Origin of the sequence: Ferruginibacter yonginensis (assembly GCF_042651465.1) — a bacterium.
In the GTDB taxonomy this organism is placed as follows: domain Bacteria; phylum Bacteroidota; class Bacteroidia; order Chitinophagales; family Chitinophagaceae; genus Ferruginibacter; species Ferruginibacter yonginensis.
In genome coordinates, this window is the sequence record NZ_JBHSCZ010000002.1 from 425,294 (window position 1) to 448,365 (window position 23,072).

The 23,072-nt window shown below is 34.2% G+C and carries 17 protein-coding genes; 7 read left to right on the plus strand and 10 right to left on the minus strand.

Annotated features, from left to right (window positions below; translation table 11 throughout):
* Positions 1-108: 108 nt before the first annotated feature.
* The 4 genes from ACFOWM_RS09025 to ACFOWM_RS09040 are packed head-to-tail and all read left to right on the plus strand — an operon-like array spanning position 109 to position 5,235.
* Complete coding sequence (locus ACFOWM_RS09025; protein WP_379709047.1) at positions 109-2,340, plus strand: DEAD/DEAH box helicase family protein; 2,232 nt, start codon at positions 109-111, stop codon at positions 2,338-2,340.
* Positions 2,333-2,551 carry a hypothetical protein gene (locus ACFOWM_RS09030; RefSeq protein WP_379709049.1) on the plus strand — a complete coding sequence of 73 codons (219 nt, stop codon included), beginning with the start codon at positions 2,333-2,335 and terminating at the stop codon, positions 2,549-2,551. Before ACFOWM_RS09025 ends, ACFOWM_RS09030 begins: the two co-directional genes overlap by 8 nt.
* The gene (locus tag ACFOWM_RS09035) at positions 2,548-4,737 is read left to right on the plus strand and encodes an AAA family ATPase (protein ID WP_379709051.1); all 2,190 of its coding nucleotides are present in this window, start codon (positions 2,548-2,550) and stop codon (positions 4,735-4,737) included. The genes ACFOWM_RS09030 and ACFOWM_RS09035 overlap by 4 nt, the downstream gene beginning before the upstream one ends.
* A 3-nt stretch (positions 4,738-4,740) precedes the next feature.
* Positions 4,741-5,235, plus strand: a complete 495-nt coding sequence (locus tag ACFOWM_RS09040) for a hypothetical protein (protein WP_379709053.1) — start codon at positions 4,741-4,743, stop codon at positions 5,233-5,235.
* A 19-nt stretch (positions 5,236-5,254) separates the two neighbouring features.
* Here the strand turns inward: ACFOWM_RS09040 and ACFOWM_RS09045 are convergent, their stop codons facing one another.
* The 9 genes from ACFOWM_RS09045 to ACFOWM_RS09085 all read right to left on the minus strand — a co-directional run bounded on the left by ACFOWM_RS09045 (position 5,255) and on the right by ACFOWM_RS09085 (position 18,012).
* Positions 5,255-6,019, minus strand: coding sequence for a hypothetical protein (locus ACFOWM_RS09045; protein WP_379709055.1), 765 nt, complete (start codon positions 6,017-6,019; stop codon positions 5,255-5,257).
* On the minus strand, positions 6,006-7,145 hold the full coding sequence (locus ACFOWM_RS09050) for a hypothetical protein (protein WP_379709057.1): 1,140 nt from the start codon (positions 7,143-7,145) through the stop codon (positions 6,006-6,008). The genes ACFOWM_RS09045 and ACFOWM_RS09050 overlap by 14 nt, the downstream gene beginning before the upstream one ends.
* The gene (locus ACFOWM_RS09055) at positions 7,135-9,318 is read right to left on the minus strand and encodes an ATP-binding protein (protein WP_379709059.1); all 2,184 of its coding nucleotides are present in this window, start codon (positions 9,316-9,318) and stop codon (positions 7,135-7,137) included. Before ACFOWM_RS09055 ends, ACFOWM_RS09050 begins: the two co-directional genes overlap by 11 nt.
* 4 nt (positions 9,319-9,322) lie before the next feature.
* Positions 9,323-10,429, minus strand: coding sequence for a phosphoadenosine phosphosulfate reductase domain-containing protein (locus tag ACFOWM_RS09060; RefSeq protein WP_379709061.1), 1,107 nt, complete (start codon positions 10,427-10,429; stop codon positions 9,323-9,325).
* On the minus strand, positions 10,426-13,647 hold the full coding sequence (locus ACFOWM_RS09065; protein WP_379709063.1) for a hypothetical protein: 3,222 nt from the start codon (positions 13,645-13,647) through the stop codon (positions 10,426-10,428). The genes ACFOWM_RS09060 and ACFOWM_RS09065 overlap by 4 nt, the downstream gene beginning before the upstream one ends.
* Complete coding sequence (locus ACFOWM_RS09070; RefSeq protein ID WP_379709065.1) at positions 13,637-14,545, minus strand: DUF4007 family protein; 909 nt, start codon at positions 14,543-14,545, stop codon at positions 13,637-13,639. The genes ACFOWM_RS09065 and ACFOWM_RS09070 overlap by 11 nt, the downstream gene beginning before the upstream one ends.
* 88 nt (positions 14,546-14,633) lie before the next feature.
* Complete coding sequence (locus tag ACFOWM_RS09075; RefSeq protein ID WP_379709067.1) at positions 14,634-15,410, minus strand: enoyl-CoA hydratase/isomerase family protein; 777 nt, start codon at positions 15,408-15,410, stop codon at positions 14,634-14,636.
* Positions 15,411-15,423: 13 nt separating this feature from the next.
* Complete coding sequence (gene paaZ, locus ACFOWM_RS09080; protein ID WP_379709069.1) at positions 15,424-17,505, minus strand: phenylacetic acid degradation bifunctional protein PaaZ; 2,082 nt, start codon at positions 17,503-17,505, stop codon at positions 15,424-15,426.
* Between the two features lie 366 nt (positions 17,506-17,871).
* A complete protein-coding gene (locus tag ACFOWM_RS09085; RefSeq protein ID WP_379709071.1) occupies positions 17,872-18,012 on the minus strand; it encodes a hypothetical protein in 141 nt (46 codons plus the stop codon).
* Positions 18,013-18,025: 13 nt separating this feature from the next.
* Here ACFOWM_RS09085 and ACFOWM_RS09090 point away from each other — a divergent pair, with 13 nt between their 5' ends.
* The 3 genes from ACFOWM_RS09090 (at position 18,026) to ACFOWM_RS09100 (ending at position 22,281) form a co-directional block, all read left to right on the plus strand.
* On the plus strand, positions 18,026-19,309 hold the full coding sequence (locus ACFOWM_RS09090) for a hypothetical protein (RefSeq protein ID WP_379709073.1): 1,284 nt from the start codon (positions 18,026-18,028) through the stop codon (positions 19,307-19,309).
* A gap of 18 nt (positions 19,310-19,327) precedes the next feature.
* Complete coding sequence (locus tag ACFOWM_RS09095; RefSeq protein ID WP_379709075.1) at positions 19,328-19,894, plus strand: DUF6705 family protein; 567 nt, start codon at positions 19,328-19,330, stop codon at positions 19,892-19,894.
* Between the two features lie 377 nt (positions 19,895-20,271).
* A complete protein-coding gene (locus ACFOWM_RS09100; RefSeq protein WP_379709077.1) occupies positions 20,272-22,281 on the plus strand; it encodes an alpha-ketoacid dehydrogenase subunit alpha/beta in 2,010 nt (669 codons plus the stop codon).
* On the opposite strand, the gene ACFOWM_RS09105 is transcribed toward ACFOWM_RS09100, so the two are convergent.
* Complete coding sequence (locus ACFOWM_RS09105) at positions 22,278-23,042, minus strand: hypothetical protein (RefSeq protein WP_379709079.1); 765 nt, start codon at positions 23,040-23,042, stop codon at positions 22,278-22,280. The genes ACFOWM_RS09100 and ACFOWM_RS09105 overlap by 4 nt on opposite strands.
* Positions 23,043-23,072: the final 30 nt, after the last annotated feature.

The following is a 23,072-nucleotide window of genomic DNA, read 5'->3' on the forward strand; positions in this document are numbered from 1 at the left end:
TATAAACTATACAACTATTTAACTAAAATTATTAAAATATAAAAAGTACTGCTAAAAATTAACTAGCACTTTTCGTCAACTAAATTAATCCCCAAAAGATACCTTGTAATGCTGAAAAACGCTGATTGGTCCATTGATAGAGATTACAAAACAGGTTCAGAGAACGAACCATTACAATTTTATTTGGATGGATTAGCGACTAGCAATGAATTTAGTTTATTGCTTGGTTACTTTAGTTCATCAGCCATAAACCTGCTTTCTGTTGGCTTTGCTACATTCATCAGTAAGGGAGGCAAGATGAAAATGGTGATTAATCATCTGCTTTCTTCAAAAGACAAAAAAGCTATAGAAATAGCTAATCACGAAACTATTAATAAAGTATTTGACTTAACCGATGTGGTTACACTAGGTAGAGTATTGGACGAATACGACACACACTTTTTTGAATGTCTAGCTTACTTAATCGCCGAAAAGCGAATTGAAATAAAAGTTATCAAACCTAAAAATGGTAGGGGTATAGCACATTACAAATCAGGTGTGTTTAGTGATGGCCAAGATTTTGTAGGTTATAAGGCATCTTGCAATTTCACCCTTTATGGTTTATCTGAAAATTTAGAAGAGTTAGAAGCTTTTCTAAGTTGGGAAAATGGCAGATCTAACAAATTAATTAAAAAGCAACTAAAACTTATAGATGCTTATTTTACTGAGGAGGATGAAGATGTAGATTACATTCCTGTAAATGAAATAGAGGTTGTGTTGAAAGATAGATTTGGCAAAAAAGAAATTAATGAACTGTTGGTGCAAGAAGAACAACTCCTGCGAAAAAAACAGGGTTTAATTTCAAATCCAAAGCTAAAAAAAACTATTACAAAGCTTTTTGATAAAATTGAAACAATAAGAAGAGAACCAAGATTTCCTTTTAGTAGTGGCCCAAGAGCATATCAAATGGAAGCATATTCTAATTGGGTCAGCAATAATTATCAAGGAATTTTTGCAATGGCAACTGGAACTGGTAAGACCATTACATCAATTAATTGTTTGTTACAAGAAGTAAATAAAGATGATAAGAAAAATTATCATGCACTAATATTAGTGCCAACTATAACATTAGTAAATCAATGGGCTGACGAAGCTAACAGATTTAATTTCAAAGAAATTATTCAGGTGTCATCTAATAACGATTGGGAAAGTGATTTAGCAACAACTCTTTCAACAAATAAAAGAATACCTACTTCGTTTATTATTATTGCCACTTACGCCTCTTTCATAAAAGATAGGTTCAGTAAGTATATTAAAGATTTGCCACAAGACACTTTATTTATTGCAGATGAAGCTCATAATCTTGGCTCAAAAAGTGTTTTAAGTAAACTCTCCAATGTATTAATTCAAAAACGAATTGGACTTTCTGCAACACCAAAAAGAATTTATGATATTGAAGGTAGTTCAGCAATGGAAAACTTTTTTAATGATAGTGAACCATATACCTATTCTTTTTCAATGGAACGTGCAATTGAAGAAGGTATACTCTGCAAGTATTATTATCATCCGCATCTTGTAACACTAACTAGCGATGAACTAAAAGAATATATAGAAATTACAAAAAAGCTGGCTAAGTTTTTTAATAAGCAGTCTGGTGCATTTGATGATAATGATATTGTACAGAAGTTGTTACTTAAAAGGAAAAGAATCATTCATAAGGCTGTAAATAAGCTTGGAATTACAAGGTACATACTTGAAGAAAGATTTAGAAAAGAAGGAAATTTAAAATATACTTTTATTTATGTGCCTGAAGGCAATACACCTGAGATAGATGAGGATGAAAATACAGACGAAGAAAGTATAAAGATTATCAATCAATATACACGAGAAATTGGCAGAATAAATGATTCGATTAGAGTTAATCAATTTGTAAGTGGGATGGTAGATAGAAACGAAGTGTTAGAACAATTTAAAGATGGCAAAATACATGTAATTGCATCAATGAAGTGCTTAGATGAAGGGGTGGATATACCAAGGGCAGAACATGCTATCTTTTGTTCAAGCACAGGAAATCCAAGACAATTTATACAACGAAGAGGTAGAATATTAAGGACACATCCACAAAAGGATATTGCTGTAATTCACGACCTAATTGTAATACCTGATTTATTAGTTTCTGATGCGAACTCAGATACTTTTAAAGTAGAAAGAAGCTTGGTTGAAAAAGAAATAGAAAGAGTAATGTACTTTGCTTCTTTGGCAATAAACCCATTTGAAACCGAAAGTGTCTTTTCAGAAATATGCCATCACTATGATTTGAATATCTACACAATCCACAATAAATTAAAAAACAATGACTAAAGAAGAAATATTAAGGTCTTATTTAGAAGACGATTTATTCATAGAACAAAAATATTTAGCAGTAGGGGAAGCTGGAAAATATAAGTGGGCAACACATAGCGATAACAACTTAATACAAGTTTTGAAACTAGCTATTGAAGGTGAGGTGAGCAATGAAAGTGCAAATGTTACTGAGAAAAAAATAAATACACTTTTAAACAGGCAGCAATGATACTTCAAAGCATCGAGTTAAATAATTTCATGTGTTATGCTGGTTCAAACAAGTTTGACTTTACAGAAGGTATAAATGTTATTATAGGTGATAATGGTTACGGCAAGTCAAAATTGTATGACGCTTTTTATTGGGTTATGTATGACCAATGTTTTGATACATCAATAAAGAAGTTCAGAAATACTAACCTCCTAAAAAGGTTAATAATATCAGATAAAGCAATTCAAGAAACAGAAGAAGGTATCATTACCTCTTCCGTTACCCTCACTTTTCATAACAAAGAAAAGGATAGTGTATATATTTTAGAAAGGCGTTATAGTGTAAGAAAATATGATGATAAAATCATTGGGGAACAGGAAAGTGAAGAAATTATTTGGGAGAAAGAAATGTCATACCTAAACGCTAAAGAAATTAAAGATAATCAACAAATTGAGAGGATAAAAAAATCTATTCTGCCTGATAATATCAAGCCCTATATGTGGTTTCAGGGTGAACAAGTAGAATCGATTATTGATTTTAATAAAAACGATACTCTAACACAAGCTATAAATGTTTTATCAAACATTACAAGATTTGATAATATTATTTCTATTGCTGAATCTATTAAGGAATCAACAACAAAAGAGCATAATAAAAAACAAAGAGACCTTAGTGGTGATAAAGGAAAAAGTGAAAACTTAGAATTAGAACGTCAAAATCTTTTACAAAGAATCAAGGCGATAGAACTACAAGATCTACAGATTAAAGACAATTTAGCGACGGCTGAAGAAAAAGCAGAGAACTTACTTAATAAACTTGAAGATGCACAGAAGATACGTGAAATAGAATCAAGAAGAAAAACAATCGAAGGCAATTTAAAGGATGTACAAGAAGAGTATGATGAAGAACAAAAGAATTTGCACAAAAAAATGTTTACTAATAAATGGGTATTAAAAGGTACTGAAAACTTATTTGAACAATACAGTTTACAGTACAATCAATTTGAACAGAAGAAACTACAAAAACAAGCCCAGATACAAGTAAAGCTAGATAATGAAAATGAGCTTATCAAAGAACTTCATGCTAGATTGCCAATTGATGTACCTGAACCTATACATGTTCAGCATATGCTTGATAATGAAAGATGTCTTGTGTGTGATAGAGAAGCACCTACTGGTTCAGTAGCTTGGCTGAAAATGAAAGAACTAATTGATAGGTCTAATATGAAGATTAAGACACTTGAAGATGAAGAAATATCTACTCATAACTTTAGTGCAGATTTCAAAAGGCTTTATCAAAATGGACTAGGATTAAGCCATACCATTAAAAATATTGATGATGATATTGCTTCAACTTATAGAAGATTGCGGAAGCTTGATAAACGAAGGAAAACTTTAACCGAGGACTTAAACAAAACAGAGGCAGAAAAAAATAGCTTAATAGTTGATGCTGCTTTAAATGTTAGCCAAGCCACTAACCTACTAAATGAATATAATGCCCAAAATGAATTACGAATTAGGTCAAGTAATGAAGTGGTTTCAAATGCAAGCATTATAGCAAGACGTAAAGAGGATTTAGCAAAAATTGAGGCTGATTTAAGTAAATTAGTGATAGGTGAAATACCTGCTTATCTTTTAGAAAAAGTAAAAGTGGTAGAAGAGTTTCATCAATTGGCACATTCAACTCGTAAGAGGGTTTTTAGTGGACTTGTACAAGTGTTAGAAAATGAAGCTAATAAGCATTACCAAGAAATGACTCAAGGTAATATGTCATCAAGAGGGATTATTAGGTTGAAGGAATTAAGCAATGGTAAAAACTATATGCCAGAACTTGTTGATGAAAACGGCAATGTATTACTTCAATTAAATACAGGTAATATTATACTGATAAAACTTGCCACTATAATGGCTATTATATCTGCAAGGCAAGGTGCAAGAGATACTGATTTGTATACTTTAATAACTGATGCACCTATGTCAGTTTTTGGGGAAGACTATACCATTGGTTTCTGCAAAACTGTTAGTAAGGTTTACAGACAAAGCATTATCATGAGTAAAGAGTTTTATAAGAATACTACACTTCGTGAACAGTTATTATCCAATGGTGATATTAAACTTGGTAAAGTGTATTTGATTACGCCATCAATTGCTGAAAGTGCAAGAAGCAACAGAAACAGTTTGTCCACCAACATTGAAAAGCTTAACTAATTTATGGAACTTTTAAAACGTATAAAAGATAGAGCCCCAGAATACGATAACCAGTATTACCAAATGATTTTGGACTTTACCATTGAACAAGGTGGGAAGGCTGGTACAAGTACCAATGAAGACAGGTGGAAGCAGGGAAAATATTTCTCTACCCGTTATGAAATGTATATGTATGCTGCTTTATTAGGGCTAAAGAAAGATTACAAAATACCTATTGCTTACGGAACTGAAAAAAGTAAGTTTATTGAAATGCGTTCTTGGCAGCCACAGGATATTACTGATTATATAATAATGGGGGTGTTTGCAAAATCGGGAATTGACTTTAATGAATTAGAAAATCTTGAAGAAGAAAAGGTAGAGAAAAAGATTACTGAATTAAGGGGGCTTTTAGAAGATTATGCCAATGGAGGGTTTGATATTATTCGTGCAAAGAAGGAAGCTGATCCAAATTATTTCTTGACCAATGAAAATTGTTTTATTGATTTATTAGACAAATAGTCGGAGTGAGGCTCGAAATTTACTGTAAAACTAGATTTGGTAAATATAGAGTTGTATTCGTGTTTGCCCCTTCTTTGTTTAGGTATGGGTCTAAATAATTCCAATGCTCTAACATTCCTTGTAAAAAAGGCCGCCATATTCTTAATTGAGAATTGGAAATAATTCTTTTATATTCATTGTCATTCATCAACCCAAATCGCTCTTCTAATGGTATAAAATTTCTTATAACAAAATCAATTGCTAATGCTGCGTCTAAAGGTAAATGTACTAATCTTGGAGAAGGGTAAATCAGTGACGAACCAAAATTATCCATACCAAACGCCCACATATTTTTACCTCCAAAAGTTAAGTGGTACATTGGGTGAAAAAATTTATTCTCTCCTTCTTCAATTCCGCCTTGATTAATTGCTTCGTGCCTGTCTAAATGCCATGCAGAAACTAGATCGTTGATTTCGTTTTTGGAACCACGGCAAATAATATCTACCTGTAAATTATTTAAAGGGTTGAAAAGAGATGCTTTATCAATGTATCTTCCTTCAATATGCAAGCTGATAGAGACAGTTAATAATATGGCTTCAGTTGGAATAGTATGTGACATTGAGCTAATGTCAAAATTCAACTCTTCTAACGAATACTTATAGAAATCATCAGTAGAGTCATTTTTACAATTTGCTGATGCGTCGTACACCACATTTATATTTTTGCCTATCCCATACGTATTAAGAAGCAAGGCTAGTGTTTCTAAATCCGCAGCAATTAATTGTTTACTGTCACTTACGTTCACGTGTATAGAATTTTTGAACTTGTTCTAATCTTTCTTTTTCAAGTGGCGATAATCCTTTCCATGCCAAAATATTTGTCCTTTCCAAAGCAGCATCTATTGAAACGTAATGCTGTTCAACCCAAGGGTAAGAATGAAGGCCTCCAGCAGTCCTAAAACCATCAATTATGGCAATAGGTTTGCTAGTTCCTTGACATACTACCCAAAAGTTAGAACTACTACATTTAGGAAGTTTAATATCAGGGACTAAATTCGCTAGTTGAAATATTTCTTTTAGAATATCTACTCTTTGTTTTGCATTAAGAGATTGCAAATCTGTTTCCTTGGAAACATTTTTCTTCCACCAAACAGGAAGTTCCGATGCCCACCATCGTTTCCAAGCATCGTGAAAGAACCCATTATATCGAAAATAATCTAATAAGTTTATCAATTTTTCCCAGTCAGGTGAATCTGCAATATTAACACCAAGCCGAGCTGCCAAGTATCTTTCATTTATTAAAACACCAGGTTTACAAACTATTTCTTTTAAAATGAATTTACTTGTTTGATGGAATGGATGCTTTGCGATGATTAATTGTGACAATACGTCCAATAATCTAAAATCTATTTGTAAATCTTTGGTGTTCCCAAGCATAGATTTAAGATTTTCTGGTACGTTATCAGTATCTAAATCTTTCGCATTAATATATGCTTTGGCAATTGCTATCAATTTTCTTTGAAAAATTGGATAATCTTTTTCTTGAACTTGGTCTTTTACTATTCGTAGGTCAAAAAGATCTATACCAGTAGAATCAAACGATTTGTCAATTTGTTCTGTAGCAGATAAAAGTATAATTGGTAAATCTTTTAATAACTTTTCTTTTGATAGGGTTCGGAGTTCTTGGGCTAAAGTTGAGCCTCGGTAATTTGCCTTCCCACCTTTAGCTTGATTAACTTCCTCTTGCAATCTTAAATCTAAAATAATACCATCAATTTCATTTTGGCCTTCTATAAGGATTTTTATTTGTTCATCCCATGAAGGATCAGGATTAGAAAATGTAATATTTAATTCATCACATTTTAAACCAGAGATAGTACCATCAATCTTCTCTTGCTGTTCGTCATCAATATATAAAAAATTATAAGCCATAGTCATTCAATTGTTTTTTTGTAGCCGCAGGGATTTCAATTCTAAAAGCTGTCGAATAAGAAGCTTCAGGTGTAACTAAAAATATCCGGCCTCCATATGTCTCAATTGTATCTTTAACTATTTTTAGTCCTAAGCCAGTTCCAGTGAGCTTATCTTCATTACTAGAATCAAAATTTGCTGGAGTTGAGGTAGTAAAAAATGGATTGAAAATGCGATTCTCATTTTCCTTTGGAATACCATCTCCATTATCTAAAAACTCAATATAAATATATTCTTTTTCTTTTCCTGCAATAAATTTGATTTTGCCTTCTACTTCTGCTCTCTTAATAGCCTTTTTAGAGTTGGTGTACAAATTAAAGAAAATCGAACTCCATTCAGAATGATGCATTGGTATTGTATAAAGATCAAACCCATAAAAGTCAACCTCCTTGCTAATAATCTGTTTATTCAAATCAGCAAATATAGTATCTGTAAAGGTGTTGATGACATCAATTAGAAGAATTGGACGGAGTTCTCGACTTACATTTTGCGAAACAGTTGTATTAAAGTACGAAGTGTAAGAAGTTACATTATTTATTGTTCTTCGCATATTCTCTATAAGCTCCGTTTCTTGACCTTTTAATCTTTCAGACAAAGAGTATAAGTAGCCATTAATAGAGGGAGTAAATTGTATTATCTCATGGGTGAATTCTGCAATGGTTAATCCTAATCCAGCCAAAACCCTTAACATTCCTATTTCTTCTAAACTATTAATATAATCATCTTGCAGTTCTTCTATGGCTTTTGTGGCTTCTTGTTTAAATTGAGAATTTTCAGTTCCAGCCTCTTCATTAATTAATTTTCTTAATGTATCAAACCTATCATCAACACGTTTTTGTTCTTCTTTATTTGTGGTATTCCCTCTTTTTTTATTACGGATGATGGTTATGCCTTCACTAATCCTACCTCTTGCACTTATTAAAGCTTTATGCATAAAATTTCTGAGATCTTCCAATGCCGGACCATCTATTAGACCTTCCCGACTTGCTGTTTCTTCAAAATCGGTTCCCTCTTGGTCTACTATTTCTACAAAACCAAAGATATTTTTGTTAGAATATGGTATATTGGTTAAACCTACTTCCCCACTATAACGAATATCTAAACCTATCCAATCATCCGTAGGCTCTCCATACGGCAATACTCGAAATCCATTTCTGTAAACTCTCACACCTCCAAAATCTTTGGAGATATTTTGAATATTTTTTAGTTCTAACTTTGAGATATTGGTGTAATATTCTGTCCGATTGTATATAAAGTAGTAACACTTAAAATATATATTTCTAATTCTTGAAAATCTTCGGCTGATTCCTTCATTTTCTATGGGTATTGCATAGTCATCAATTTCCAGACTTTTGCTATTTAAAGCATAATAGCCATCACCGCTTTGATCAATATAACCTTCAATAGTCGCAATCGCTTTGTCAAAAAGCATATCAACTTGACTTGCAACAGCCTTCTTTACATCATTATTAGTTGTGTAGAATATTACATGGAATAAAGTGACGTCTTTTTTTGCTAGACCTAATGTCCGGCTATTTTCAGATAGATAATCAGGTTGTAGTAATTCTGAAACATAACGATAGACTCTTTCCACAGCCTTTTCGTTCCATGATTCTCTAAGGTTTGTTATGTACAGAGTTGTACCTTCATCTCTATCTTTTTCAACCTCTTCAATTGTATGTGTTACCCTTGTAATATCTGTGTCTATCAAATATTTATTCCAATCTATTGTAATTTTATAGGCCGTTGTTGATTGTATAGTTTGTGTAATAATAGTAAGTAGAGTTCCAAGCCTTTGGGTTGCAAATCTTCCAATTCCTTTTTTTCCAGCCTTACTTCGTTGATATCTTTTTGATATCGGGTTATGTATTTTGTCCGAAGATGAGATGACCATAAAACCATTTATAAGTTGCTCATAAGTCATACCAACACCATTATCCTCGATTATCAAAGTTCCTCCACTAAGTTCAGTATTAATGAAATTTACTTCAACTTGCGTGGCATCAGCATCGTAAGAATTTTTAATTAATTCAGAAACGGCCGTTTCAGCTTTCCCAACAAGTTCTCTACCCAATCTATCTATTAGACCAGAATCAATACTAAAAGAGATTTGTTTTGTATTTATCTCACTCATTTAGTTAAATAAAACAACTTGCACAACCTTCTTCCTCAGCTTCGGAAAGAATGTCTAGCAAATAGGGTGACTGAATTTTATTTTTTTTGCTTTGGCTACGCTTAATGTATTCTTCTTTTATGCGTTCAATGCGTTCTGGCTTTATTAATTCGGATAACGGTTCATCCTCAATCCATGTATAGCCATCCCTTTCATATTCCATTGCTTTTAAGAATAAATCTTTATGTTGCTCGTATAGCCAAACCCATTCAATTTTCTGCTGGTAAAAACAAAAAAAACAACCTGAACGGCTTCGTGCATAAGTAGATTTCTTGCCATTAATTTCAAACTCAACCTCTTTGTAATAAGCAGGAACACCAACACCCGAATCTTCCAGTATTCTAAAAATATCATCTCTAACTAAAACATCTTCATTATCAACCAATGCAAAACTGTCTTCTTTTGATAATGGATATTTAGTTGTTTTAATAAATTCAAAAACAGCTTTATTAAACACTCTAACGCCTAAGTCCAAAAGCTGGTTTAGTTTCTGTTGTTGGTTAAATGTTGTAGATATTTTTGTGTTTACAATTTCATTGATTCTTTCTGTTTTCCCATTTAATGAAAGTGTATTAAAACAATTTTGTGCTATAGTAATATTTGCGTTTGCTAAGAATTTATTAATTACATCTTCGCTCCAGATATTTCTACGAAAAGGAAATATGGATTGAATATTGGACTTTTTAGAAATATAGCCTTCTCTATCTTCATCGCCACGAATGCCAACATAAGAAATTACAGGGTCGTTACCCACAAACTTTTCAAAAGGGTCAAGCTTCAACTTTTTTGTACACCATCTTGCATTTGATGATGGAAGATAACCATTATACATTTTTATAAAATGGTCAAATGGTAGTTCTGGGCTGTTATCAGCACCAGTTAAACGAAGAATTTTTTTACCTAAAAAAATTTCGAGATTATCAATTAACTGATATGTTTCGTCTAATTCTTTTCCTGTATCTGATGTATAATACTCTATATCTAAATGAGGATAGTTTTGCTTCATATAGATTGCCAAAGCTGCACTATCCTTGCCACCAGATATACCTAAAACGTGTCTTACTTTACTCATTTTTTAAGCATTTCTTTTAATAGGTTTGTTAATGCTGCAATGTTCAATGAATTGTCTTTGGATAACTTCTTTTTCAACTCTACTTGTATTAAATTTACTTCTTCTTTTTTACTTTTTGGCAAACGAATAATTTTTTTGTTAATGCCATCAAAGAAAGAGTTTATCTGCAAATCAAAAACGTCTTCTTTATCTTCTTTAAAATCAGTTTTTGATAATGTAGTAAGGCTATCTAATTCTACAATCATTGATTTAAACTTATCATAAACCAATATTTCTTCCTCGTCTTTAATCTTATCTAAAGTTGTATTGATTAAAGCCTGTGTTAGTGAATTTAACCAAGCTTTTTTATCTTCAATTTGTGAGTCTATTCTTTGAACAAAAATGCGTTGTTGAGGAAGTAGTAAGTGCCTTCTTAGTTTTTTATATCTGCCCTGTAAGCTCTCTTTGTATGCTTCAAAAGGAATAGTTTCACCAACAATATCGCTTTGAATAAATAACTCCATTCGATTTACCAATTCATCGTAGCAAGTACGGATATTTCTTATCGCATCTTGAAGCTTTAAAGTGTACTGCTGTAAAGATTTTGAAGAGTCTTGAATATCGTTTATTGAGTACCCTAAAGCCATAGGAAAATCTTCAAAGAATGTTTTCTCTGGGTCTTTAGAACTTGCAATTGCCTTTCTTATCTCAATTGCTTCTTTAGATAAGCGTTTTGTATTTTTTGAATATTCTGGCAGCTCTCTATAGAAAGTAAGAAAAGGCTTTATGGTTTCAATGAAGTTGGTATTAGATAGCTTGTTCTTAGAATTTTGATTTAAAAAAAGCCTGTAACTATTGAAAATATTAAGTTTTACACCTTCAATTGCAAATGTTTTTATTTCAAAGTCTTTTGGTTCTTTAACAACTAAGTCTAATACTTCATCTGTAATGAAAGGAATATAACCACCTTCACCAAACAATGCAATATCATCTCTTTTAATAAACAAAAAAGTAGGTAGCCAAAAATCTATTAAACCTTGCTTTAGTTTAAAAGGTTTTTGACTTAGCGTTTCTACGAACTCTGCTAATGTTCTTCTTGAAGTTTTGGCACTGTCTAAAAATTCCATTGATAATTTCCAAAGCTCGTCAAACTTGTTTTTGTTATTTGGTTTGTAATCTTCAGTTATTTCATCCGCATAGAGATTAATATTATTATTCTCTAAAAGTGATAAGTAAATTGTTTTTTCAGGTGGGAATTTGTCAGCAGCAAAGCCTAATTGTGGTTTATCCCAATTAGCAACAAGTGCTTTAAAATAATTTCGTTTTGCTGTATGAATTGAAGGAGAAATTTTATGCTTGTTTACTAATTCGTTATTGAAAATTGGGGCGTTGTTATATACAATTTTACAAATAGCAGATAGCCTACTATTGAACATTTTTTTGTTGTGAATATTTATTTGCTCACCCTTAAAAAACCAAATAACCTCTGACTTTGTGCCACTGAAATTATTCAAAATTTTATATGTTAACAGATTTTGTTGGTGTTTTATTACACTGTTAAGCTCTCTCACCACTACTTTATCATCCCTGTTTTCATCAATTACTTTTTTTGTTTTTTCAATTTCAAACAATAAGTCTTTAATTGATTTAGAGTTCTTGTAGTAACAATATAAAACGGCTTCTTCATTATTACGTGAGTGTTCTTTTATTTCATTGGTAATATTCTTTTCGTTGAATATTAAATTTATAAAGCCATCTATTTCACCAACAGGAATATCATTCGTTGGATGTGCTGAAATTTTATATTCAAACAAACGAGGTGTACCAGTTTCGTACATTATTTTCTTAGCAACAACTGGCGGTACATTATAGCTTTTGCTTAGTAATGTAGCTATATCTGTTACATCTTCCACTTTATTTCCAGCTTCAAACAATGCCATTTGAATATCAAGGTCTGTACCCTCGAACAAAACAAATCGTTTGCTGTAGTTGCGGTAAAGTATAATTTTTTTCTTTTCTAAATCTTCTATTAAACCACTTGCATTTTTTAAGCCAATACATTTTTCTGCATAACTTACTAAAAATGTTTTATCAAGTATTGCACCTGCTTGAGAAGCAATATTTAGAAGACCTATTGCTTTAATGATTTTAGTGTAAGCAATGACATTTATTTCAAATGATGCTTCTACCTTTTCAAGTGCTGTTTTAATAGACTTCCAAGCTGCAAAGTCTGGGTTGTATCTTGAATTAAGAAATGAGTAATAATTAAATATTAAATACTCGTAAACATCTGCTATTGTATAAAAGCCTTCTTTTGATTGGCTATGTTGAAATAAACCTGTGTGGTCTGTTGATTCTAAAAACGAAAATAAAGACCTTTCGTTTTGCCCATATTTCTGTAATGACAATGTAAGTACATAAGCAGAAATAGCATCTAATGGAAAAAGTTTTTCGGCAACGTCGTTGATGTAGTCTTCATTAACTGTAAATGCTTTTGACTTTATTAATAAATCAATAGACTTTGTGATTTCTTTTGAAGACTTATTGGCAGAAGGTTTTTTGTTTAAATGCTCTGAAGCCAAAAATAAAAGCTGCTCTACTGGCTCGTTAAAGGTAATTTCTCTAAAACGACCTTTTACTTTAGTCCATTCTTGTTTTTGTGCCTGGCTTAATGATAAAGCATAGGCATCGAAATTTTGATGGACTGTTGTGAATAGAACAATATTTATATCTGGATTATTGGCAAACTCTGCAAGTTGTTGGATGAAATATAACTCTTTCTCTGGTTCGTTTTGTGAAGCATATTCTAAGAACTTACCAAACTCGTCTATAACTAAAAAAAGGATGGTATTTTTCTTACCTAAGTCGTGATACTTATTGAAAATTTCTGAAAAAATATTTTCAGATAAGTTTCTATTATCTTTTATTTCAAAGGTTTCTGCAAAAGCTTCTTTTATTGATTTGTACTCACCCACTATATTGATAAAAGCAATGTTGGGGCTCGGCAATAGATTAATACCAAAATACTTTTTCTTTCCTAATATGCTTTGCTGGAATGCCCAAAGAAAAGCAGACTTACCTGTGCCATAAGAACCAATGATATTAAAAGAACGAATACCCTTTTTGAAGTCGTTTGCAATTTGGTTTACTACACGAACGGCGTTAGGTGTAGGGGTGTAATTTAACTCCCTATCGCTATCGCGGATGATATTTACTGATGTTGTAAACTTAGTTGCCATAATAGTTATTCAATACTTCAAACTTGTTTGGTTTGGTTTTGAATTGCAATTCTTTTATGCCTGCATGGTCATTAAATGTGATGCTATATTTCTTATAAATTTTGCTTTTAGTAAGGCTTTCAATTTTATTCACTAATCCTGTTCTGCCAATTGCAAACACACTTCCAGCTTGATTTTTTTCTTGTTCGATACTGTATAAACTAATAGAATTACCAGTGTTTTCCTGATCTAAAATGCTATAAAGTATTATTTCATCAGGTATTTCCACCTTGTCGTCTGCTGCAACAGAAAAAAAGACTTCTGTTTTATCGTTAATCTTTCTTTTTTCTTCCTGTATAATATTTAGCTCGGTAAGCAACCCCGAAAAAGTATCTTCTTTATCCTTGCTTTGTGCATCCGTTCTAATATACATTTTTATTAGAACCTCAAAGTCAGTAGCAACTGTATTTTTATTAATCTGGGTTAAACCTAATTCTTCTGCTTTTCTTAGAACAAATGCAACGAAACTGTCTTTTGTAAATTCAATTCTTTCTCTTCTAAGTTCGTTAAAAATTAAGTTGTAGGTTGATGCAATATTTTGAGTTACTAATTGATAATGCAAAAGCCAAAGTGTGGCTTCATCTTCAAGGTATGGGTCTTTACCTGTATCATCTAAAATGAATTGAGCAAATTCTGTTAGTGCCCCATCTTTATCTATAATACCGAAAGCCCTAAGCCAATAATTAATACCAGAAACCATATTTTTCCCTACCCCCAATTTAACTACAGCATCTTCATCCGAAAATTTATTACCATCTTTTACAAATTCATATCCCTTTTTTAGCCACAAGTGCCTACAATGAAAGGTATCGTGTCCCGAAAATGTAAGTTTAGAAGGTATCTTATTTTTTTCACTCATTGAAACTAAAAATGTTAGCAAACGTACGTAATTATTGGTTATTGTTTTACCATTAATTAAAGCTAATGATTAAAAATTAATATGCCAATTACTTCGCCTTAAACTTCGCAATAGCGTTTTTTGAAAATTCGCTTAAAATTAGTTTGCCGCTAATGAGGGCTCTTTCGTGTAACAATGTGTCCCAATGTTCGGTGCCTTGCCAAAATACTTTTTTAAGGGCTGCCATGGCTTCGGGGTTGCTATGGGCCAAAGTGTTGGCTAAGCGTTTTACCGATTCATCCATATTGGCAATGTTTTCGTGTACTTCTGCAAACATACCTTTCTTTTTAGCCCAATCGCTGTTGCGCCACATAGTAGCATCAATAGCCAATGCACTGTACGCCGCTGTACCTATTTTACGTTCAACGGCTGGTCCTACTACAAACGGACCAATACCTACCGCTAATTCGCTGAGTTTAATATCGGCACCTTCAACACCAATAGCATAATCAGCTGCACAAGCAATACCTACACCACCGCCTACGCATTTGCCTTGTACCCTAGCAATAATGAACTTGGGGCATTTACGCATATTATTGATAACCGTTGCGAAACCGCTGAAAAACTTTTCGCCTTCTGCCGGGGTTTTTATTTGCATTAATTCATCGAACGAAGCACCTGCACAAAACGAACGATCGCCTGCGCTTTTTAAAACAATCACTTTTGTTTCATCATGTGTACCTGCAAAGTGTATGGCTTGTGCCAATTTTTCTAATTGCAATGTGGGCATTGCATTGCTTTGTGGGTGGTAAAACTCAATGGTGGTAACCCCTGCATGTGTTTCTGAACTTACATATCCTTCTTGTACATTTTCTGTAATAGCCATATTGTGTATCTTTTTAAATTGAATAGTTTTTCATTTGAACCATAGTTAAAATAGTGCCAACTCCCACAGCTTCATCATGTTCATCAAATATTTCTACGAACCATTTTACTATTCCTTTCGGTATGTCTTGCCCCTGTACCATCGGCACATCAGGATTAGCTTCTTTGAGCTCTTGCGCTACTTTTTCTTTACAAGTAAAACGGATGTAGATGCTGTTGCCTGCGTATACTGGTTTGGTAAAACGCATTTCATCAATGCCATAATTGAGTAGTACGGGGTTTTTTTCAAAGCTATCAACAAATAAGCCAGCCGCTGCGCTAATAATAAAATAGCCATGTGCCACTTGTTCAGTAAACATGGTGCCAGCAAAATCAGTATTGGTTTTATGGGCATAAAAATGATCGCCACTTAAAGTAGCAAAGGCATCAATATCTTCAGAAGTAATAAGGCGTTTTGCTGTTATCAGTTGGTCGCCAATTTGTAACGCTTCAAAATATTTTTTAAATACATGTTGCTCGTTGGTAATGCCTGTTGCATGTGGTTGGTATACATTACTGATGGCGGTCAACATATCTGGCGACCCTTGTATAGCGGTACGTTGTAGGTAATGTTTTACACCACGTAGGCCACCCATTTCTTCACCGCCACCGGCACGGCCGGGTCCGCCATGTACCAATGTTGGCAAAGGTGAGCCATGGCCTGTACTTTCTTTAGCGCAAGCAGCATTAAGTACTAAAATACGCCCATGGTGGGTTGCGGCACCAATTACATATTGTTTGGCAATGGTTGGGCTTGCCGTAATGATACTGCTGCACAAGCTACCTTTACCCATTTTACTAAGGGCAATAGCATCATAAATATCTTTATAAGGCATTAAAGTACTTACCGGACCAAATGCTTCCACATTGTGTGGCGCTTCGTTCACTAATGGGTTTGTATTTAATAATAGCAAAGGCGATATAAAGGCTCCAGCTGCAGCATCGGCATCTACCACGGTAACACTGTCTAATGAGCCATAAATAATTTGAGAGCTGGCTAGTAGTTTTTGTACTTGTTGGCGTACATCGTTGCGTTGCTCTTGCCCTGCCAACGACCCCATGCGTACCGTTTCGTTCAATGGGTTACCAATGGTGGTTTGTGCAAGGGCTTTTGATAATGCCTTTTGTACATCTTCTAATTTATTTTCAGGTACAAAAATGCGACGAACGGCGGTACATTTTTGTCCGGCTTTTACCGTCATTTCTTTTTTTACTTCTTTAATGAAGATGTCCCACTCGGGCATATCAGGTGTAACATCTGGCCCTAAAACCATACAGTTTAACGAATCGGCTTCCATGTTAAATGGCACACTTTCATTTAAAATAGTAGGATGACTTTTTAATTTTACACCAGTGTAAGCAGAGCCCGTAAACGTAACAACATCTTGCGCATTTACATAATTGAGCATATTGCCAGCGCTGCCACAAACCAATTGTAAAGCCCCTTCGGGTAAAATGCCCGATGCTATAATTTCTTTCACCACGGCTTCGGTTAAATAAGCTGTAACTGTTGCTGGTTTTACTACAGCTGGTACACCGGCCAATAAGTTTACAGCAATTTTTTCGAGCATGCCCCACACGGGGAAATTGTATGCGTTAATGTGAACGGCTACTCCTTCTTTTGGCACTAAAATATGATGACCCATAAACGTATTGCCCTTGCTGAGGTTAATGGGGTCGCCATCCATACAAAAGGTTTCATCGGGTAATTTGCGGCGAAGTGTAGCGTTGGCAAATAAGTTACCAATTCCGCCTTCAATATCTATCCAGCTATCAATACGGGTTGCACCGCTTTGGTAACTGATGGTATAAAATTTTTCTTTGTGTGCTAATAAATGCAATGCAAGCGCTCTGAGCATACGACCTCTTTGTTGGAACGTCATATTGCGGAGGGCAGGGTTGCCTACTGTACGAGCATAATGTAAAATGGCTTCAAAATCAAGCCCTTGTGTGGTTGCATGTGAAATGACTTGTCCGGTAACGGCGTTAAACAAAGGTTGTCCGTCCCCATCGCCGGTTATCCAATGTCCGGTGATGTAATTTCCTAATTTTTGCATAGTCAAATTTAGGGGAGAAAGATGAAATAGCCTTTTTAATACATGTAAGGTTTTTTTAAATGTGGGGCAAAGCATTTAAAAATGGAAAGTTGGTCAAACTATTTTGAAATACATAAAAAATTATATTAATTTTAAAAATAAACTTTCAATCCAACTGCTATGAAATTAGTACTTACATTAAAGCCAAAAAATGTTTTTATCAGTTGTTTTATTTTTCGCTTTTTATTTTACAACAATTATGTACAAAGCTTGATATTCAAATACGGGATAACGGTATATCGAAGGGAATTTTTTTCAACAACTAAACCATTAACTTCCGAAATTGCAGCTATAATGAGTAAATTAAAAACTGGACAACTAGAAAACTCATTTTATAAAAAAGTTACCCAAAAATGCTGGCTTTCCTATTTGGGATAAAATAGCTGTAATAATATCTAATCGTAATACAACAAGTTCATCGTTTTCTGGTTCAGCTTCATCGGTAACCCAAACAGATAGTACTGTCATAATTCCTTTTAGTATGGACAATTCTATACTGAGTAACCTTTTAATTGTAAATGAAAACAATGGCAACTATAATTATACAAGCTATACCCAGCAAAATTTATATAACAAAACACATAATACCAATGATACAGCAAATGCTTTAACAAAAGATTTATTATCGCTATATTTTGCAATGGAAAACAGGGCATTTGGAACAGATACATTTTACCATATTCCCCAAAATTTTTATCCTAACGCTTATCCCCTACAACAAGATGCAACTACTAAAACAATAGTAGTAAAAAATGATACAACCAATACGCAAAGCTTAATGTTGGTGGTAACTTTTACGCAATGTACAATTGTAGGTTATAATGATGGTTGTGGGCATACTTGGGATGGCAACCCCAATATTCCGCATTATGCTGAATGGGAATGTAATAGTCACTCGTTTGTAACTATTATTGATGATGAGGAAACTGGCGGAGGTGGAACTAGTGGTGGCGGTGACGGCGGCGGAACAGGTAATGGTGGTGGTGGTGGTAATGGTGATGGTAGCACACCCGATCCATGTCAGGGTCGCTGGTATGCAAAATTACCCTGTTCATCCTCGGGAGGTGGTGGTTTTGAACCCGATCCTTTTTTTGATGATGAATGTGATCCTTTTGTAATCGCACTTCAGTATAATAATATTTTTAAACAAAAAATAGCTGAATTAACAGACCCTGATACTACAATTCAGTATGAAAAAGCATTTATCGTAAATAACTTAAATAATAATCAGTACACCCCTAAGACTGGAAGTATCGGAGTACCTGCTATGGAGTGGAGTTCAGCAGGAGGGGTAAGCGGTTTTATGCATCGCCATTATGCAGGGCTTTCTCCCATGTTTTCTGCACAAGATGTGATTGACTTTGCTGATGTATTCATAAAAGAAAATGCACTCGATCCGCAGAATTTATTTTACCAAGTTACTACCCCTCCTTACACTGTACAGGGAATTTACATCCCTGCAACTAATTATTTAATAAAAGTTAAAGACACTGCACAATTCAGAATCTTTGCTGAGAATGTTGCTGGTAATCTACAAAAAAAGAGTTCGTTTAGAGATGTATGGGATGAGGAATTGTCAAAAATTCCTAATTGGGAGGAAAGAATGCAGTATATGATGAAAAAAGAAAAAGTTAACAATGCATTTGAAATTTATTCGGGAAATTCAACTGGCACAGAATGGAAAAAACTTCAATTAATTTGGAACGGAAAAGACTTAACTGACCCTGCGCTTAGTATTTACACTGAATACAAAAATTGTTTTTAATTATTAAATTCATACAAAATGAAAAATATACTTACCATATTTATTTTTAGTTTGTTTATATATACTAAAGCTAGTGGGCAAATCAATAAACCCCATTATGATACTTGTGCTGCCCTACAGCAATTTCAGGGTGAATGGAGGTATACGAATGGAGCAGATACAATAAGAATTTATCTTAGATATTATCGTGGTAAAAGCATTAATCGCAACTCTATAATTGATAATTTAATTGGTTTTTATGAATATAAACATGGTAACAACATTGTTTCTGGTAACTATGCAAATCGGTTTTATCAATTTCCTTATATGAAGGATAATGTTACTTACGACAATATGAAAATATTTCTTCGGTATAGCCATTTCGGAAATTTACCCTATTCTCAAAATGAACTTTTTGGAGGTTTATTTTATGAACTAAATGGCACACAGTTTTATAAATTAAAAGCAGTAATAAACTATACAGGCACACAAATGACATTATTTCTAACTTATCAAAATACTATGACTGAAAATAATCAGCCATGGAATCCACCAACAGGATCCAGTAAAATGCCAGATAGTTTTGTTTTGATAAAACAACCTTAGCAATAAGAATCAAAAATGGGAATAATATACAATTTTATACATCCCAAATTTTACTTAAAACCTTGATATTAAGAATATACTACACAAAAAGTATGGTTAAAAAAGGATTGAAATGACACTACTATTATTTGGCTATATATTCGAATAAACCGTTCATTAATATTGTAATGATGATTTTTTGTACGTTTTAAATAAAAAAACTGCATTTTGAATGGTTAATTATTTGTTGTCTACTTTATTTCCGAATAATGCCGTACCTACACCATTTATTCCACCAGTGGTAATTCAATAAAGACCTATAAGGTTTTAAAAACCTTATAGGTCTATTTCAACCCCCCAATGATTTTTTAAAATACGCAAGCCATTATCTTCGCAACATGAATTTTAATGATAAAGGGTACACCACCGAGCAACTAACTGAACTGTATAAAGCCATTTTATTACCTCGTATGATTGAGGAAAAAATGTTGGTGTTGTTGCGCCAAGGTAAAATATCAAAATGGTTCAGCGGAATTGGACAAGAAGCTATTGCCGTAGGTGTAACCGCCGCATTACAACAACAGGAGTGGATTATGCCCTTGCACCGCAACTTAGGTGTATTTACTGGTAGAAACATGCCCTTGCACAAATTATTTATGCAGTGGCAAGGCAATAAAGAAGGCTATAGCAATGGTAGGGAACGTAGCTTTCATTTTGGTAGTGCACCGCATTATGTATGTGGTATGATATCGCATTTAGGTCCGCAGTTGGCTTTGGCAGATGGCGCTGCATTGGCGTATAAACTAAAAGGCGAACAAAAAGTAGCGGTTGCTTTTAGTGGCGATGGAGGCACTAGCGAAGGTGATTTTCATGAAGCGTTGAACACGGCTGCTGTGTGGGACTTACCCGTAATTTTTATCATTGAAAACAATGGTTATGGCCTTAGCACACCTGTAAATGAGCAGTACCGCTGTGAAAGCTTGGTAGATAAAGCTAAGGGTTACGGCATGGAAGGTATACGAATAGATGGTAACAATATTTTAGAAGTATATGACACCATTAAAGGTGTTCGTGATTATTGTATTAGCCATCAAAAGCCCTATTTTATTGAGTGTATCACGTTTAGGATGAGGGGGCACGAGGAAGCTAGTGGTGTAAAATATGTACCACCAGAGCTGTTTCAGCAATGGGAACAAAAAGACCCTGTTAAAAATTTTGAAGCATGGTTGGTAAACGATAAACGCATGAGTACTGCTACAATTGCCGCCATTAAAAACGATACCAAAGCCTATATAGAGGCAGAGTTGGCCATTGCTTTTGAAGCCCAAAATATTGTGCCTCATACCGAAGTGGAGGTAGCCGATGTATATAAAAAGGTTACGGAACATTTTGGCGCAACAATGTTGCACAATGATGCGGTAACGTATAAAGAAACGGGTTTTACATCCGACAAAAAATTTATTAACGCCATTAGCGATGCGTTGAAAATGAGTATGGATCAACATCCGCAACTTGTATTAATGGGGCAAGATATTGCTGAGTATGGCGGTGCATTTAAAGTAACCGAAGGCATGGTAGCTGTGTATGGTAAACATCGGGTACGTAATACACCCCTGTGTGAGAGTGCCATTATTGGTACTGCGTTGGGCCTCAGTTTAGAAGGATTTAAATCAGTGGTTGAAATGCAGTTTGCTGATTTTGTAACTGTGGGTTTTAACCAAATAATTAACAACCTAGCTAAAATACATTATCGTTGGGGCCAAAATGCCGATGTGGTGGTGCGTATGCCCACTGGCGGCGGTGTGGGTGCTGGTCCTTTTCACAGCCAAAGCAACGAAGCTTGGTTTGCTCATACACCTGGTTTAAAAGTAGTGTACCCAAGCGCACCAGAAGACGCTAAGGGATTGCTGATAGCCGCCATAAATGACCCTAACCCTGTGATGTTTTTTGAACACAAAGCATTGTATAGAAGTATTAGTGGCCCGGTGCCTAATGGGTATTATGAAGTACCCATTGGTAAAGCAAGGCATATACAAGCTGGTACAGATATTAGCGTTATTACCTATGGCGCAGGGGTACATTGGGCGTTGGATTATGCAAAAAACCACCCAAACATTTCGTTAGATATTTTAGATTTACGCTCTTTATTACCGTTAGATTATGATGCGATTGCAGCAGCTGTACAACGCACCGGTAAAGTGGTGGTGTTACATGAAGATACGCTTACTGGTGGTTTTGGTGGCGAAATCGCTGCATGGATTGGGGAGCATTGTTTTGACCAACTAGATGCACCGGTGATGCGTTGTGCAAGTTTAGATACTCCAATACCGTTTAATATTGATTTAGAGAAAAACTTTATGGCATATAGCCGTTTGCATGATGTTATTGAAAAATTAGCAGGTTACTAAAGTGTAGTCGGTTTTTCTAATTTAGCTTCGCCTGTACCAATGTTATAGGTTCGCTTAAAATGATAGCTAGCGTTGAGTACGTATTGGTTAAATTGTATTTCGCTGCTTTTACTCGTAAACTCATAGCTAGGGCGGTACCATACCAAAAAAGTATCTAAAGCAGCGCCTTTCAATTGGGTAATACGTTTTACATTGTTTTTGCTAAAACGATAGTTCACGTATTTTTCTTGCTCCTCTGTTTCGAGGCGTTGTTGAAATTTTTTCAGGCTTTTGTTTCTTCTAAAACGAAACATGTTAATCAATTCATTTACATCTAACCCAACCCCACCACCTGGCACAACCGATGTTTCAAAACGAGGTTTATTGTATGAAAATATAGAAGCATAGTTTTGGCGGTTTTCAATTGAATCTTCTTTATAACTTTTGGAGTATACCACCACTTCTTTTAAAACGCTGTATTTGCTTTTTACAGGTACTAATAGGGCAATATCAAACTGGTTATAATTCCCAATTTTATTTACGGCAAACTTTTGTGTGGGTTTATTGTTGTATATAAAAAAGAGGGAGTCACCTTTTTGCGTTGTAATATTATAGCGACCTAGCGAATCGGTATAGCTCATTTTGCCTTGAGTGCTGAGCACACGTACACCTTCAACATAATTAAGTTTTGAATTATCGAGCACAGTGCCACTTACAGTAATTTGTGCCTGTAATGGTGCAATACCTACCCATAAAAGAAAGCTGGTAATAAATAATCGCAAACCGTTAATTTTTTGAGATGGTAATATTAC

Bases quoted from the DNA above. Each gene is read 5' to 3' on its own strand.
- ACFOWM_RS09055 (WP_379709059.1), bottom strand. From the start codon at position 9,318: ATGAGTGAGATAAATACAAAACAAATCTCTTTTAGTATTGATTCTGGT.
- ACFOWM_RS09040 (WP_379709053.1), top strand. From the start codon at position 4,741: ATGGAACTTTTAAAACGTATAAAAGATAGAGCCCCAGAATACGATAAC.
- ACFOWM_RS09035 (WP_379709051.1), top strand. From the start codon at position 2,548: ATGATACTTCAAAGCATCGAGTTAAATAATTTCATGTGTTATGCTGGT.
- ACFOWM_RS09090 (WP_379709073.1), top strand. From the start codon at position 18,026: ATGGACAATTCTATACTGAGTAACCTTTTAATTGTAAATGAAAACAAT.
- ACFOWM_RS09075 (WP_379709067.1), bottom strand. From the start codon at position 15,410: ATGGCTATTACAGAAAATGTACAAGAAGGATATGTAAGTTCAGAAACA.
- ACFOWM_RS09065 (WP_379709063.1), bottom strand. From the start codon at position 13,647: ATGGCAACTAAGTTTACAACATCAGTAAATATCATCCGCGATAGCGAT.
- ACFOWM_RS09100 (WP_379709077.1), top strand. From the start codon at position 20,272: ATGAATTTTAATGATAAAGGGTACACCACCGAGCAACTAACTGAACTG.
- paaZ (WP_379709069.1), bottom strand. From the start codon at position 17,505: ATGCAAAAATTAGGAAATTACATCACCGGACATTGGATAACCGGCGAT.
- ACFOWM_RS09030 (WP_379709049.1), top strand. From the start codon at position 2,333: ATGACTAAAGAAGAAATATTAAGGTCTTATTTAGAAGACGATTTATTC.
- ACFOWM_RS09060 (WP_379709061.1), bottom strand. From the start codon at position 10,429: ATGAGTAAAGTAAGACACGTTTTAGGTATATCTGGTGGCAAGGATAGT.
- ACFOWM_RS09085 (WP_379709071.1), bottom strand. From the start codon at position 18,012: ATGACAGTACTATCTGTTTGGGTTACCGATGAAGCTGAACCAGAAAAC.
- ACFOWM_RS09095 (WP_379709075.1), top strand. From the start codon at position 19,328: ATGAAAAATATACTTACCATATTTATTTTTAGTTTGTTTATATATACT.
- ACFOWM_RS09050 (WP_379709057.1), bottom strand. From the start codon at position 7,145: ATGGCTTATAATTTTTTATATATTGATGACGAACAGCAAGAGAAGATT.
- ACFOWM_RS09070 (WP_379709065.1), bottom strand. From the start codon at position 14,545: ATGAGTGAAAAAAATAAGATACCTTCTAAACTTACATTTTCGGGACAC.
- ACFOWM_RS09025 (WP_379709047.1), top strand. From the start codon at position 109: ATGCTGAAAAACGCTGATTGGTCCATTGATAGAGATTACAAAACAGGT.